The organism is Pseudomonas asplenii (assembly GCF_900105475.1).
Taxonomy (GTDB): Bacteria; Pseudomonadota; Gammaproteobacteria; order Pseudomonadales; family Pseudomonadaceae; genus Aquipseudomonas; species Aquipseudomonas asplenii.
The window spans coordinates 2,870,640-2,883,935 of record NZ_LT629777.1; the positions used below are offsets into that span (position 1 = coordinate 2,870,640).

At 59.4% G+C, this 13,296-nt stretch carries 14 protein-coding genes; 4 read left to right on the forward strand and 10 right to left on the reverse strand.

Annotated elements, in window-relative coordinates:
- Positions 1–15: 15 nt before the first annotated feature.
- Positions 16–1,233 (forward strand): argininosuccinate synthase, encoded by a 1,218-nt coding sequence (locus BLU37_RS13100; RefSeq protein ID WP_010445034.1) that lies wholly within the window; start codon positions 16–18, stop codon positions 1,231–1,233.
- Positions 1,234–1,309: 76 nt separating this feature from the next.
- Here the strand turns inward: BLU37_RS13100 and BLU37_RS13105 are convergent, their stop codons facing one another.
- A complete protein-coding gene (locus tag BLU37_RS13105; protein ID WP_090205475.1) occupies positions 1,310–1,849 on the reverse strand; it encodes a hypothetical protein in 540 nt (179 codons plus the stop codon).
- Positions 1,850–2,817: 968 nt separating this feature from the next.
- On the opposite strand from BLU37_RS13105, the gene BLU37_RS13110 reads away from it, so the two are divergent.
- Positions 2,818–3,444, forward strand: coding sequence for a response regulator transcription factor (locus tag BLU37_RS13110; RefSeq protein WP_010445030.1), 627 nt, complete (start codon positions 2,818–2,820; stop codon positions 3,442–3,444).
- Between the two features lie 135 nt (positions 3,445–3,579).
- Here the strand turns inward: BLU37_RS13110 and BLU37_RS13115 are convergent, their stop codons facing one another.
- The 8 genes from BLU37_RS13115 to metG form a co-directional block, all read right to left on the reverse strand.
- Positions 3,580–3,759: a PA3496 family putative envelope integrity protein gene (locus tag BLU37_RS13115; protein ID WP_010445028.1), complete on the reverse strand. Its 180-nt coding sequence runs from the start codon at positions 3,757–3,759 to the stop codon at positions 3,580–3,582.
- A 107-nt stretch (positions 3,760–3,866) separates the two neighbouring features.
- Positions 3,867–4,505, reverse strand: a complete 639-nt coding sequence (nth, locus tag BLU37_RS13120; protein WP_010445026.1) for an endonuclease III — start codon at positions 4,503–4,505, stop codon at positions 3,867–3,869.
- 7 nt (positions 4,506–4,512) lie between these two features.
- Entirely contained in the window at positions 4,513–5,115 is a 603-nt protein-coding gene (locus BLU37_RS13125; RefSeq protein WP_090205478.1) for an Rnf-Nqr domain containing protein, read from the reverse strand.
- Complete coding sequence (locus tag BLU37_RS13130; protein ID WP_090205482.1) at positions 5,108–5,707, reverse strand: RnfABCDGE type electron transport complex subunit G; 600 nt, start codon at positions 5,705–5,707, stop codon at positions 5,108–5,110. The genes BLU37_RS13125 and BLU37_RS13130 overlap by 8 nt, the downstream gene beginning before the upstream one ends.
- Complete coding sequence (locus tag BLU37_RS13135; RefSeq protein WP_090205485.1) at positions 5,704–6,696, reverse strand: RnfABCDGE type electron transport complex subunit D; 993 nt, start codon at positions 6,694–6,696, stop codon at positions 5,704–5,706. The genes BLU37_RS13130 and BLU37_RS13135 overlap by 4 nt, the downstream gene beginning before the upstream one ends.
- On the reverse strand, positions 6,683–7,888 hold the full coding sequence (rsxB, locus tag BLU37_RS13140; protein ID WP_090205487.1) for an electron transport complex subunit RsxB: 1,206 nt from the start codon (positions 7,886–7,888) through the stop codon (positions 6,683–6,685). The genes BLU37_RS13135 and rsxB overlap by 14 nt, the downstream gene beginning before the upstream one ends.
- A complete protein-coding gene (locus BLU37_RS13145; protein WP_090205490.1) occupies positions 7,885–8,463 on the reverse strand; it encodes an Rnf-Nqr domain containing protein in 579 nt (192 codons plus the stop codon). The genes rsxB and BLU37_RS13145 overlap by 4 nt, the downstream gene beginning before the upstream one ends.
- 114 nt (positions 8,464–8,577) lie before the next feature.
- The gene (gene metG / locus BLU37_RS13150; protein WP_090205493.1) at positions 8,578–10,629 is read right to left on the reverse strand and encodes a methionine--tRNA ligase; all 2,052 of its coding nucleotides are present in this window, start codon (positions 10,627–10,629) and stop codon (positions 8,578–8,580) included.
- 147 nt (positions 10,630–10,776) lie between these two features.
- Between metG and apbC the strand changes: the two genes are divergently transcribed.
- A complete protein-coding gene (gene apbC, locus BLU37_RS13155) occupies positions 10,777–11,871 on the forward strand; it encodes an iron-sulfur cluster carrier protein ApbC (RefSeq protein ID WP_090205496.1) in 1,095 nt (364 codons plus the stop codon).
- Between the two features lie 175 nt (positions 11,872–12,046).
- Here the strand turns inward: apbC and BLU37_RS13160 are convergent, their stop codons facing one another.
- Complete coding sequence (locus BLU37_RS13160; RefSeq protein ID WP_010445013.1) at positions 12,047–12,256, reverse strand: cold-shock protein; 210 nt, start codon at positions 12,254–12,256, stop codon at positions 12,047–12,049.
- 386 nt (positions 12,257–12,642) lie between these two features.
- On the opposite strand from BLU37_RS13160, the gene dcd reads away from it, so the two are divergent.
- Positions 12,643–13,209 (forward strand): dCTP deaminase, encoded by a 567-nt coding sequence (gene dcd, locus BLU37_RS13165; RefSeq protein WP_010445012.1) that lies wholly within the window; start codon positions 12,643–12,645, stop codon positions 13,207–13,209.
- Positions 13,210–13,296 lie beyond the last annotated feature (87 nt).

A 13,296-nucleotide genomic window follows, 5' to 3' on the forward strand; every position in this document is an offset into this window, starting at 1 on the left:
CCGTGGAGTGATGGCATGGCCGACGTAAACAAGGTCGTTCTCGCGTATTCCGGCGGCCTGGACACTTCGGTGATCCTCAAGTGGCTGCAGGATACTTATAACTGTGAAGTGGTGACCTTCACCGCTGATCTGGGTCAGGGCGAAGAGGTCGAGCCTGCTCGTGCCAAGGCCCAGGCCATGGGCGTCAAAGAGATCTACATCGACGACCTGCGCGAAGAGTTCGTCCGTGATTTCGTGTTCCCGATGTTCCGTGCCAATACCGTCTACGAAGGCGAGTACCTGCTGGGTACTTCCATCGCACGTCCGCTGATCGCCAAGCGTCTGATCGAGATCGCCAACGAAACCGGCGCCGATGCCATTTCCCATGGCGCCACCGGCAAGGGTAACGACCAGGTGCGTTTCGAACTGGGTGCCTATGCGCTCAAGCCGGGGGTGAAAGTGATCGCTCCGTGGCGCGAGTGGGACCTGCTGTCCCGTGAAAAGCTGATGGACTACGCCGAAAAGCATGCGATCCCGATCGAGCGTCACGGCAAGAAGAAGTCCCCGTACTCGATGGACGCCAACCTGCTGCACATCTCCTATGAAGGCGGCGTGCTGGAAGACACCTGGACCGAGCACGAAGAAGACATGTGGCGTTGGACCGTCTCGCCAGAGAACGCGCCTGACAAGCCGCAATACCTGGAACTGACCTATCGCAACGGCGACATCGTGGCACTGGACGGCGTCGAGATGACTCCGGCCACTGTGCTGGCGACCCTGAACCGTATCGGTGGTGCACACGGTATCGGTCGCCTGGATATCGTCGAAAACCGTTATGTGGGCATGAAGTCCCGCGGTTGCTACGAAACGCCTGGCGGTACCATCATGCTGCGCGCGCACCGGGCGATCGAGTCGATCACCCTGGACCGTGAAGTCGCTCACCTCAAGGATGAGCTGATGGCCAAGTACGCCAGCCTGATCTACACCGGCTACTGGTGGAGCCCTGAGCGTCTGATGCTGCAACAGATGATCGATGCTTCGCAGGCTCATGTGAACGGTGTGGTACGTCTGAAACTGTACAAAGGCAACGTGATCGTCACCGGGCGCAAGTCCGACGAGTCGCTGTTCGATGCCAACATCGCGACCTTCGAAGAAGATGGCGGCGCCTACAACCAGGCCGATGCTGCCGGCTTCATCAAGCTCAATGCACTGCGTATGCGCATTGCTGCGAACAAGGGCCGCAAGCTGTTCTGATTTGGCGAGCTGGATGAAAGGACCCGGCCATGCAGGCCGGGTTTTTTTTGAGCGGTGCGAAAACCAGCCACCTGTTTCAATCCGTGCTCTCCTGGTGCTGATGTCCGAGTTCGAATCGGTAGTTTTTCGCCAGTTCCCACACCTGGCGCACGCTCAATTCCAGCGTCTGCGCAATCTCCTGGGCGGTGTAACCCAATGCCGCGTAGTGCATGGCGTGTCCTGCGATCACGTCATCATCCTGCGGGCTGCCAGGGGCCGGTGGGGTGTTGCGATATTTCCTGGCGGGACACAGAGGGCGTCGGTGGGCGATTTTCAGTCCTTGCTCCCGAGCCATTCTTTTTATTTCGTCTTTATTCATCTTCAACGAATACTGCAAGGCAGATATTCCTGCTCCTTTCGTTATCAGATCTTTCAGAAGTTCAACTTTTCTTGTGTATTCCTCTGCTGTTTGCAGTGTCTTTTCCGATGGCGTTGGTGTTGGGGCGTGATGGGTGTCTGGTTCTTTTTTACTGGCCATCTCTATTGTGCCGCCACGATTGATGAACTCGGTGATGGCCAAGTCCAGGTCGTGAGGTTTGCAATGATTATTCTCTTTGTTTATCTTGATGTTTTTCATGGGTAATAGCCTGCTCGTGAAGGGGGATAGGCTGTAATGGAAGTTTTCGTATGGGAAAAATGCTATGGGGTGGCTCCTGTATTCAAAAAAAGCTAGCGGGAGACGTTGGGGTTTGCAAGGAGAAAGCCTATCGATCAGTTGTCAGGTTTTCTTCTGGTTGGAAAGTTTTAATATTCTGGTAATTGTTCTTTATGCTGCGTAGTCCGTTTCCTGGAGTTTGAGTCGATGTGGGCTTTTATATTCTCAGCAGGCATTTTGACTTTTTATCTTTAATGTTTTGAGAGCCTCCCTGGACGCAGATTTATTTGATACCGGGGACAGGTGTTGTCGTTGCCGGCTTTTCAATGTTTGCCGTATTGGGTGTTTCTCGGCTAGATAAGCCTCTTTTGGCGGGCCTTGTGTAATGAAATGATAAACATGTTTGCGGGGTGATCGGCTGTCCCCGATCCGTGCTGACCTGTTAGTCCGTTGCTTGGGGAGCCGTTGTCATGGCTGATCTTGCGCCAGCGGGGACCTTGTTTTCTGCCAATGCTCGATGATGGGCGGTATCAGGAAACGGCAGCAGGGTTCCGGCTGGGTGACGGGTCCTGGGTTATTTCTTGTTGCAGAAAACTATTAGACATCGAGTGCTTGGCATCTTTATGGTTGATGTGTAATGAACAAGCTGTTGTGAGTTGCATTCTTGTTCATTTTGTTTATCGATACGTTCGCCTGCGTCATGAGGTGGTATTCACGTAGCGAGCCTGGCGCTTCGCGGGATCAAATCCCAGGTTGTGACTCGGCCTGGTCATCACCTTGTTTCTCAAACGGTACTTTTCTTGTAGTGCTTTTTTTGTAGGGTAATTCCTTGTTGTTTGTAGGGAAGGTCTTTGGCTGATACTGCCCGGGGTAGGTGCTATGCCCAGGAGGTTGTGACTAGGCTATTGTGCTGATTCTGAAAATTCGAACAGCGAAAATTGGACTTGCCCATGAATAAAGTGCTGATCGTGGATGATCATCCCGTCATTCGTCTTGCCGTACGTATGCTGATGGAACGGCATGGCTACGAGGTCATCGCGGAGACGGACAACGGCGTGGACGCCTTGCAACTGGCCCGGGAGCATACCCCGGACATTGTTATACTCGATATAGGAATTCCCAAGCTGGACGGGCTTGAAGTAATTGCCCGTCTAACTTCCATGGGACTGTCTTTCAAGGTACTGGTACTGACTTCCCAGGCTCCCGGTCATTTCTCCATGCGCTGCATGCAGGCAGGGGCGGCCGGTTATGTATGCAAGCAGCAGGACCTTACCGAGATGCTCAGTGCCATAAAGGCTGTCCTTTCCGGCTACAGCTATTTCCCCAACCAGGCCCTGCATACCGTGCGGTCCAGCATGGGCAATGCCAGTGAAGCGGATATGGTCAACCGCCTTTCCGGTCGCGAAATGATGGTGCTGCAGCAACTGGCCAGGGGGAAAAGCAACAAGGAAATTGCCGATGGCATGTTCCTCAGCAACAAGACCGTCAGTACCTACAAGACACGCCTGCTATTGAAACTGAACGCCCGTTCCCTGGTCGACCTGATCGAACTCGCTCAGCGTAACGGGCTGGTCTGAACGTCGTTCAAGCGCTGTATGGGAAGTGTTGGCAAGGTCAGAATGATGAGGGCAGGGCGACAAGCTTGTCGTCACAGCCCAAAAGCCTCCGGACAGGAGGCTTTTGATGGGCCGCTGGTGGGATGGTCAACTCAGTTACAGGTCGAAATCGTAATCAGCCAACTGCTTTTGCAAGCGGCGTTCTTCCAGCATGTTGTCGATGGTGCGACGTTTGCTCAGATTGGTCTTCGCCACCTCGACCGGAGGTTCCGTTTCGTCCGAATCGACCTGTATCAGGTCGTCCTCTATATCCAGTGCTTCTTTATCGGTACTCATAAAGTCAACTCCGGGCTAAGACTGCCGTTGGCGCTCCTTATATCGATAATTACCTGTCGGGTAAAAAAGATTTTTTCAATCGACCCATCAGTAATATTAATAATGGCTCAATCGTCGGAGGTCTTGTGCTTGTATTCGCACAGGTCTTCGATCCGGCAACTGCCGCAACGCGGCTTGCGCGCCTGGCAGACGTAGCGTCCGAGCAGGATCAGCCAGTGATGCGAGTCGAGCAGGTATTGTTTTGGCACGAATTTCATCAATTGCTTTTCCACCTCCAGCACATTCTTCCCTGGCGCGAGCCCCGTCCGGTTACTGACCCGAAAGATATGCGTATCGACGGCCATGGTCAGTTGCCGGAACGCGGTATTGAGCACCACGTTGGCGGTCTTGCGGCCAACGCCGGGCAAGGCTTCCAGTGCTTCTCGGGTTTGCGGCACTTCACTGCCATGCAGTTCGATCAGCAGGCGGCAGGTTTCGATGACGTTTTTCGCCTTGCTGTTATAGAGCCCGATGGTCTTGATGTACTCGGACAGCCCTTCGACGCCCAATGCATAGATCGCCTCGGGGGTGTTGGCGACCGGATAGAGACGCGCCGTGGCCTTGTTCACGCCGACGTCGGTGGCCTGGGCGGAAAGAATCACGGCAATCAGCAGCTCGAACGGTGACGAGTAAGCCAGTTCGGTCTTGGGTTCCGGGTTGTCTTCGTGGAGCCGACGGAAAATTTCCAGGCGTTTAGCGGCATTCATGGGACAGTCATTTCCTTTGAAGCACTCGGTGTGAAGTTGAACGCAGGGTCCAGGCTTGTTTCCCAGCCAGCAGCAGACCGAGCAGGATAAAGCCGCCCGGCAGCAGTCCGGCCAGGCGCAACCCGCTTTCTGCGGCGAAGAACCTGAGGGGCCCAGGGGCAGCGGAACCGGTCCACCACTGCAGGTGGTCAAACAGCGTCCCGTCCGCCAGCACTTCGCGCAACAGGCCAAGGCAGGTCAGCAGAGCGCCGAAGCTTGTGAACAGACGAATATTCTCTCTCAGCTCACCTTTGCGGAAAAAGCCCAACTGTTCAAGCGCCAGGCATTGCACGCTCAGCAGAGCCAGGTAGATGCCCAGAGCCTGCTGCAATTCCCAGGACCAGACTTGCAGCCCCAGCGAAACCAGGCTGGCACTGCCTGCCGCGAGTACGATTTGCGCAGGCCACCTCATGACAGTGCCTAGCTTGGGGCTCAGGGCGCGGCTCGATGCGCCGTATAGCCCGACTACGAGCAGGCCGGCCAGCCACAGTGATACGGCCTTGACGAACGAGTCACTGACGCCGAGCAAGGGCGTGAGCATCAGGGTGCCCAGCAGCGTGTTTCTATTCATGGGCTGGTGCTCCCAGCAAGTGTTCCCGGTGCTCGTCGAAGTAGCGCAGGGCATCGTGGATCGCCTCGACCGCCGCCCGTGAGGTAATCGTGGCCCCGGCCATCTGGTCGAATTGCCCGCCGTCCTGTTTCAGGTTCCAGGCGGTGTCGGATGTCTCTGAGCGGGATTGACCGAGAAAGCCGCTCAGCCAGCCAGCGCCTTCTTCGGCGATTCTTGCGCCCAGCCCGGGTGTTTCCTGCTGTGACAGGGTCTTCACGCCCAGCAGTTTGCCGTTCGCCCCGATAGCGATCAGCAATTGCAGCGGGCCGCCATAACCCTGCGTCAGGCTTTGCAGGATCACTGCCGCCGGCTGTCCCTGTCGGAGCATGCGATAACCCTGCACCAGGCGGCTATGGTTCAGCTCGGCGTCACTCAGGGCAAGCGGCTGGTGTTCATATTCACCGGGCGGCAGCACTTGATTGAGCGTGCGTGCCTGGATCGCCAACTGTTGCGCCTGGATACGCGGCGCCGCCTGTCGTTGCAGTGCCCAAGTCAGGCCGGCAACCAGTGTGGCCAGGGCGATCAGGGTCACCAGCGAGCGGGCTCTGTTCATGGCGTCATGGGCTCTGTGCGGCGTATCGACCAACGTTCGAGGGCCGGCACCGTCAGGTTCATCAGCAGCACCGCGAAGGCCACGCCATCGGGGTAGCCACCCCAGGTTCGGATGATGTAGGTGAGCAGCCCGACACCGGCACCGAACAGCACGCAGGCCCTTGCACTTGTAGGGCCTGAGACGGGCTCGGTGACGATAAAGAATGCTCCGAGCATCGTCGCGCCGCTCAGCAGGTGAAACAGCGGAGAACCATGGGAATCCGAACCGCTGCCGTTCCAGCCGATCAGGCTGGCGAGGAATAGACCGGCCAGCATGCCCAGCGGCGCATGCCAGCGGATGACGTTCTGTTTCAGCAGAAGCAGACCGCCGGCCAGAAAGGCCAGGTTGACCCACTCTGCCCCCTTGCCACCCCAGTGACCGAAAGCAGCATGACTGGCGAACAGCTCTTCCATGGTCAGGCTTTTATTGATCCGCAGGGTATCGAGGGCAGTTGCCTGGGCCCAGGCATCCGGCTGCCCGGATAGATGCAGGCCGAATACCTGCTGCAGCCCACCCAGCAGATCCAGCCCATGGGACGCCGGCCAGTGGGTCATCGGTTGTGGGAAGCTCACCAGCGCCAGCGCATACCCGAGCATTGCCGGGTTGAAGGGATTCCTGCCGATCCCGCCATACAGATGTTTGCCTGCCAGCAGGGCGCTGGCGCTGGCAAATACCGCCAACCACCATGGCGCATAGGGCGGTAGGGCGAGCCCCAGCAGGGTGGCGCTGACCAGCGCGCTGCAGTCCTTCAACGCAGGCTGGACGGGGCGGGCGCGCAGGTGCAGGACGCCGGCTTCGCTCAGCAGCGCGGTGCTCGCGCACAACAGCAGGTTGATCAACACTCCCCAGCCGTATAACCCGAACAGCACCAGAAGGCCGGGCAACGTCGCCAGCAGCAGCCATTGCATGGCTCGCTGGGCGCGGTTGTCCGGCAGTTCAGGGCGCGACATGGGCATCGACCTGGCGTTGGGCTTCCTCGAGCCGGTGCTGGGCTGTGGTCAGTTCGTGGGCCTGGGTTTCGGGATTTCGCTGCAGTTTGCCGAGTTCGGCACGGGCGTAGGCCAGTTCGGTCTTCAGCGTTCTGAGCTGTTGGTCGATGGGCCTCTTTTCACGGCGGACCAGTTCCGGGGCCGGCTTCCCGCAGGCGTCCTCGGCGGCGTGCAAGTCCCGTTCGGCTTGTTCGAGAGCTGTCTGCAGAAGCGCAACCTGCTCGAGGGGGGCCGCGTTCGCCTCGGCTTTTTTCAGTTCGGCGCGGCGCATCGCCAGCTGGATCTTGGCGCGCTTGAGTTCGGCATCTCCCGGCGCGGCAGGGTGCGGGTTGCCCGGTGCAGCACTTTCCAGGCGGGCGAGAGCCTGTTCTGCGGTCTCGAACTGCCGCTGGAGAACCACCAACTGCGCGGCTTTCTCGGCAGTCGGTGGATGGCCGAAGGCTTTCAGGGATTTGTTCAACTGCGCACGGCTCATCGCCAGGTCGATCTTGGCCTTTTTCAGCGCGGCATCGGAGTCGAGCGCCTTTTGCGCCTTGACCCGTTCCAATGCTGCCTTTACCGGGTCATTCGCGGGGGCGTCCGCCTGTGTCGTCCGTGTGGCCCTGGCCTGGCGTTCGGCCTGCCGACGTTGCTCTTCGCCGTGCAAACGGGCGTTGTGCCGGTCGAAACGGCGACGCGCGCGTGCGCGCTTTTCGCTACGCGCCTGCTGCTGCCCGGCGTTGTGAGCCAGTCCGCCGACAATCGGTACGACAGCGGCCGGCAATGGCTGCATCTCGATGCAGTCCACCGGGCAGGGCGCGACACACAGGTCACAGCCGGTGCATTCGTCGATGATGACCGTGTGCATCAACTTGGCGGCCCCGACGATGGCGTCCACCGGACAGGCCTGGATGCACTTGGTGCAGCCGATGCACTCGGCTTCGCGGATAAAGGCCACCTGGGCCGGCGCTGTACCGCGCTCCGGGTCCAGTTCGAGAACCGGCACGCGTAACAGCCCGGCCAGGGCCGTGATGGTTTCGCTGCCGCCTGGCGGGCACTTGTTGATGGCTTCGCCGTTGGCGATACCTTCGGCGTAGGGTTTGCAGCCCTGATGACCGCATTTGCCGCACTGGGTTTGCGGCAGCAGCGCGTCGATGTGTTGAATCAGACTCATGGTTTGAACAGTCCGTTGAAACCGAGGAAGGCCAGGGCCATGAGGCCGGCGCTGATCAGTTCGATTGGCAGCCCGCGAAACGGCAGGGGCACTTCTTCAGGGTAGGTACGCTGGCGCAGGTCGTTGAACAGCACCAGGACCAGCCAGAACCCCAGCCCGCCACCCAGGCTCGACAGGGCCGCATGTGTCGGGCCGCGGTCGTCCTGCGTGGCGATCAGGGCCAGGCCGAGAATGCCGGCGTTGGTCACTAGCAGCGGCCAGAGCCGGTCGAATGACAGCCCGGGCAGGCAGCGCGCCAGCAGCTTCAGGCTCGGGCCGATCAGCGCAATGCACAGAGGCAGGAACACCAGCAGTTGCAAGGCCGCCAGTTGCAGCGGCAGCAGTAGCAGATGGTAGAGGCCGTAGTTCAGCAGGGTAGCGACCAGCATCACCCAGGTGGTGGCAATGCCCACGGCATGCAACAGACGCCGTTCGACCTGGGCGCTTTGCAGCAGCGGATCGACGCCCAGCGGCCAGTGCAACACGACGTTGTTGATCAGGGCGGCGCTGACGAGGGTTGGAAGGAGGTCGGTCATGGGCGTGCCGGGCAAACGTGTAGGCTGAATTATCCGGCAAGCGAACGGGCTGTACTAGTTATGAAACGTCGCGGGCCACGAAGATCGTGGCCCGCGAGGCAAGGCAGGGCAGCGTTACTTGATCCGCTGGCCCGGCTTGGCGCCGCTGTCCGGGCTCAGCAGGTAGATTTCCTCGCCGCCGGGGCCTGCCGCCATGACCATGCCTTCGGAGATGCCGAAGCGCATTTTGCGCGGCTTGAGGTTGGCGATCATCATGGTCAGGCGACCTTCCAGCTCGGCCGGGTTCGGGTAGGCGCTCTTGATCCCGGAGAACACGTTGCGTTGCTCGTCACCGATATCCAGGGTCAGGCGCAGCAGTTTGTCCGCGCCCTCGACCGCCTCGGCCTTGAGGATCAGTGCCACACGCAGATCGACGGCGGCAAAGGCGTCGAAATCGATCTCCGGCGACAGCGGATCCTTGGCCAGCTCGCCATTGCCTTTGGGCGCGGCGCTGCCGGTGTCGGTCTGGCTGGCGGCGAGGTCTTCCTTCGACGCGTCGGTCATGGCCTGTACTTTCACCGGGTCGATGCGGGTCATCAGTGGTTTGAATTCATTCAACTGATGGTTGCCGAGCAGGCTGGTGTGATCGTTCCAGGTCAATGGGGCGACATTGAGGAACGCCTCGGCGTCGGCAGCCAGCAGTGGCAGTACCGGCTTGAGGAAGATGATCAGTTGGCGGAACAGGTTGATGCCTGCAGCGCAGACGGCCTGGACTTCATCCTGCTTGCCTTCCTGCTTGGCCAGGGACCAGGGCGCCTTGTCGGCGATCCAGGCGTTGGCGCGGTCGGCCAGGGCCATGATTTCGCGCATGGCACGGGCAAAGTCGCGGCCCTCGTAGGCATCGGCGATGCTTGGGGCGGCCGCGCGGAATGCCTCGGTCAGTTCAGGGGCAGCGTCGCCTGCGACCAGCAGCCCGGCATTGCCCTTGTGGATGAAACCGGCGCAACGGCTGGCGATGTTGACCACCTTGCCGACCAGGTCCGAGTTGACCTTCTGTATGAAGTCGTCAAGGTTCAGGTCGAGGTCGTCAACACCCTTGCCCAGCTTGGATGCGTAGTAGTAACGCAGGTACTCGGGCGACAGGTGGTCAAGGTAGGTGCGCGCCTTGATGAAGGTGCCACGGGACTTGGACATCTTCTGGCCGTTGACGGTCAGGTAGCCGTGCACGTTGATCCCGGTTGGCTTGCGGTAGCCCGCGCCTTCGAGCATCGCCGGCCAGAACAGGGCGTGGAAATTGACGATGTCCTTGCCGATGAAGTGGTACAGCTCGGCAGTGGAGTCCTTGTTCCAGAACGCGTCGAAATCCAGCTCCGGACGGCGCGCGCAGAGGTTCTTGAAGCTGGCCATGTAGCCGATTGGTGCGTCCAGCCAGACGTAGAAATACTTGCCCGGTTCATCCGGGATCTCGAAGCCGAAGTACGGCGCGTCGCGGGAGATGTCCCACTCCTGCAGGCCGCTGTCCAGCCATTCGGCGATCTTGTTCGCCACGGCGTCCTGCAATGTGCCGCTGCGGGTCCAGCCTTGCAGCATGGCCTGGAAGTCCGGCAGCTTGAAGAAGAAGTGCTGGGACTCCTTGAGTACCGGCGTGGCACCGGAAATCGCCGACTTCGGATCTTTCAGGTCGGTCGGCGCGTAGGTGGCACCGCATTTTTCGCAGTTGTCGCCGTACTGGTCTTCGGTGCCGCATTTCGGGCAGGTGCCCTTGATGAACCGGTCGGCCAGGAACATCTGCTTTTCCGGGTCGAAATACTGGGTGATCGCCCGGTTGGCGATATGCCCTGCGTCGCGCAGGCGCAGGTAGATCTGCGTCGACAGCTCGCGGTTTTCCTCGGCGTGGGTCGAGTGGAAATTGTCGAATTCCACCAGGAAATCGGCGAAGTCGCTGCTGTGCTCGAGCTGGACGTTGGCGATCAGTTGTTCCGGGGTGATGCCTTCTTTCTCGGCGCGCAACATGATGGCCGAGCCATGGGCGTCGTCAGCGCAGACATAGATGCATTGGTTGCCACGGTGCTTCTGGAAACGCACCCACATGTCGGTCTGGACATACTCGACCATGTGGCCGAGGTGGATGGAACCATTGGCATAGGGCAGGGCGCTGGTGACGAGAATCTGGCGTGGCTCGGACATGGGACTCGGCTACTTGAAGTGAAACGGAGACCGGACACTATAAAGCCCCTGCGCACATAATTCATCCCTTAGTGGCAGGCATGCCTGCGTGCGTCAGAACGGGTACGATAGCTGCCTGTTTCACTCAGTCTTTTTCGGGAGTTGCTCATGAGCGCAGTCAATCGCGCAGCGGTGGAGGCTGTCCTTCGCCAGTACACCGATCCTTATCTGAACCAGGATCCACTCAGCGCCGGCTGCGTGAAGGCCATCGATATCCAGGCCGACCAGGTCAGCGTCCGTCTCGAACTGGGGTATGCCGCCGGGCTGTTCAAGAACGGCTGGGCGCAGATGCTGCAACTGGCCATCGAAGGGCTGGATGGCGTGGCCTCGGCCAAAGTCGACATCGATTGTGTGATCACCGCGCACAAGGCCCAGGCTCAGATTCCCGGGTTGGCCAACGTGAAGAACGTGGTAGCGGTGGCTTCCGGCAAGGGCGGCGTGGGCAAGTCGACCACCGCGGCCAACCTGGCGCTGGCGCTGGCCCGCGAAGGGGCGAAAGTGGGGATTCTCGACGCGGACATCTATGGCCCGAGCCAGGGGGTGATGTTCGGGATCGCCGAAGGCACGCGGCCGAAGATCAAGGATCAGAAATGGTTCGTGCCGATCGAGTCCCTGGGCGTGGAAGTCATGTCGATGGCCTTCCTGACCGACGACAACACGCCGATGGTCTGGCGTGGGCCGATGGTGTCCGGCGCGTTGTTGCAACTGGTGACCCAGACCGATTGGGGCAACCTGGATTACCTGGTGATCGACATGCCGCCCGGCACGGGCGATATCCAGCTGACCCTGGCGCAGAAAGTCCCGGTGGCCGGCTCGGTGATCGTTACCACTCCACAGGATCTGGCCCTGCTCGATGCGAGGAAGGGCGTGGAGATGTTCCGCAAGGTAAACATCCCGGTGCTGGGCGTGGTGGAAAACATGGCGGTGCATATCTGCTCGAACTGCGGCCATGCCGAGCACCTGTTCGGCGAGGGCGGCGGCGAGAAGCTGGCTTCGCAGTATGGTGTCGAGCTGCTGGCCTCGTTGCCGCTGTCGCTGGTCATTCGTGAACAGGCCGACGGCGGCAAGCCGACCGTCGCCGCTGAGCCGGACGGGCAGATTGCCATGGTCTACCAGGAACTGGCTCGCCATGTCGGTGCGCGGATCGTGCTGCAGGAAGCGGCGAGCCAGGCGCTGCCGAATATCACCATCAGCGACGACTGACCGACCGGGTTTGTTCTGCCTGCTCACCACAAAAGCCCGCTCAACACAAAAGCCCGCTCAACACAAAAGCGGGCTCACTACAAAAACGCATCACTGGCCAAGGTGGAAAACACCCAGGCATAAAAAAGCCCCGCATCTCGTGAGAGAGCGGGGCTTTTTGCTGGATCAGGACAAGTTAGATAACTTGAACTTCTTCAGCTTGCATGCCTTTCTGGCCGCGAGTAGCGACGAAAGAAACCTGCTGGCCTTCTTTCAGGGTTTTGAAACCGTCAGCCTGGATGGCTTTGAAGTGTACGAACAGGTCGTCACCGGATTGTGGGGTGATGAAGCCGAAGCCTTTTTCATCGTTGAACCACTTGACGGTACCGGTTTGGCGATTAGACATTTGAAGTCTCCTTGGACAAAGTTAACTGCGATTCAGGAAAAGCCCTGAACGAGACTGAGTGCAAAGAGCAGGAAAAATTCTTGGAGATGGTTGGATCGAAATTCAACATCGTGTAGAGATTCTCAGTGACACAAGCAACACAGTGACGTCACCTTAACCCTTTTTCCAGAACGTGCCAATGGTCTTTGCCAAGGTTTTGCCTATTTCGTGACTGACGGACATCCATCTGGCCTGCAGGCGCCCGCTGCAAGAGCTTTCTGTGGGTTTGGCCGGTGGCTGTGGGACAGCTATTTTGGCGCAAATCGACCCTGGACTTTGAACCCGGCGATGCGCCCCGGTAAGATGCCGGTCAGAATTTCTCCACCTCGCTATTCAGGACACCCGCCATGAGCATCAAATCGGACAAGTGGATTCGCCGCATGGCGCAAGAACACGGCATGATCGAACCCTTCGTCGAGCGCCAGATGCGTGGCGAAGGCGCCGACCGGCTGATTTCCTTCGGGGTGTCGAGCTACGGCTACGACGTGCGTTGCGCCGACGAGTTCAAGGTGTTCACCAACATCAATTCGGCGACCGTCGATCCGAAAAACTTCGATGCCGGCAGTTTCGTCGACATCAAGAGCGATGTCTGCATCATTCCGCCGAACTCCTTCGCCCTGGCCCGTACCGTCGAGTATTTCCGCATTCCGCGCAACGTGCTGACCATCTGCCTGGGCAAGAGCACCTACGCCCGCTGCGGGATCATCGTCAACGTGACCCCGCTGGAACCGGAGTGGGAAGGTCATGTGACCCTCGAGTTCTCCAACACCACCACCTTGCCGGCGAAGATCTATGCCAACGAAGGCGTGGCACAGATGTTGTTCCTGGAGTCCGACGAAGAGTGCGAAGTCTCCTATAAGGATCGTGGCGGCAAGTATCAGGGCCAGCGTGGTGTGACTCTGCCGCGCACCTGACGAAGGGCGGCTGATCCGAGGGAATTCCTGGGCGTACGGGCACTCTATTGGGTGTACCGATCCGGTTGGCGCCATGCCGGCCGGGCC

Excerpts from the sequence above, each read along its gene's own strand:
- BLU37_RS13100 (WP_010445034.1), top strand. The coding sequence starts at position 16 with ATGGCCGACGTAAACAAGGTCGTTCTCGCGTATTCCGGCGGCCTGGAC.
- BLU37_RS13105 (WP_090205475.1), bottom strand. The coding sequence starts at position 1,849 with ATGAAAAACATCAAGATAAACAAAGAGAATAATCATTGCAAACCTCAC.
- BLU37_RS13110 (WP_010445030.1), top strand. The coding sequence starts at position 2,818 with ATGAATAAAGTGCTGATCGTGGATGATCATCCCGTCATTCGTCTTGCC.
- BLU37_RS13115 (WP_010445028.1), bottom strand. The coding sequence starts at position 3,759 with ATGAGTACCGATAAAGAAGCACTGGATATAGAGGACGACCTGATACAG.
- nth (WP_010445026.1), bottom strand. The coding sequence starts at position 4,505 with ATGAATGCCGCTAAACGCCTGGAAATTTTCCGTCGGCTCCACGAAGAC.
- BLU37_RS13125 (WP_090205478.1), bottom strand. The coding sequence starts at position 5,115 with ATGAATAGAAACACGCTGCTGGGCACCCTGATGCTCACGCCCTTGCTC.
- BLU37_RS13130 (WP_090205482.1), bottom strand. The coding sequence starts at position 5,707 with ATGAACAGAGCCCGCTCGCTGGTGACCCTGATCGCCCTGGCCACACTG.
- BLU37_RS13135 (WP_090205485.1), bottom strand. The coding sequence starts at position 6,696 with ATGTCGCGCCCTGAACTGCCGGACAACCGCGCCCAGCGAGCCATGCAA.
- rsxB (WP_090205487.1), bottom strand. The coding sequence starts at position 7,888 with ATGAGTCTGATTCAACACATCGACGCGCTGCTGCCGCAAACCCAGTGC.
- BLU37_RS13145 (WP_090205490.1), bottom strand. The coding sequence starts at position 8,463 with ATGACCGACCTCCTTCCAACCCTCGTCAGCGCCGCCCTGATCAACAAC.
- metG (WP_090205493.1), bottom strand. The coding sequence starts at position 10,629 with ATGTCCGAGCCACGCCAGATTCTCGTCACCAGCGCCCTGCCCTATGCC.
- apbC (WP_090205496.1), top strand. The coding sequence starts at position 10,777 with ATGAGCGCAGTCAATCGCGCAGCGGTGGAGGCTGTCCTTCGCCAGTAC.
- BLU37_RS13160 (WP_010445013.1), bottom strand. The coding sequence starts at position 12,256 with ATGTCTAATCGCCAAACCGGTACCGTCAAGTGGTTCAACGATGAAAAA.
- dcd (WP_010445012.1), top strand. The coding sequence starts at position 12,643 with ATGAGCATCAAATCGGACAAGTGGATTCGCCGCATGGCGCAAGAACAC.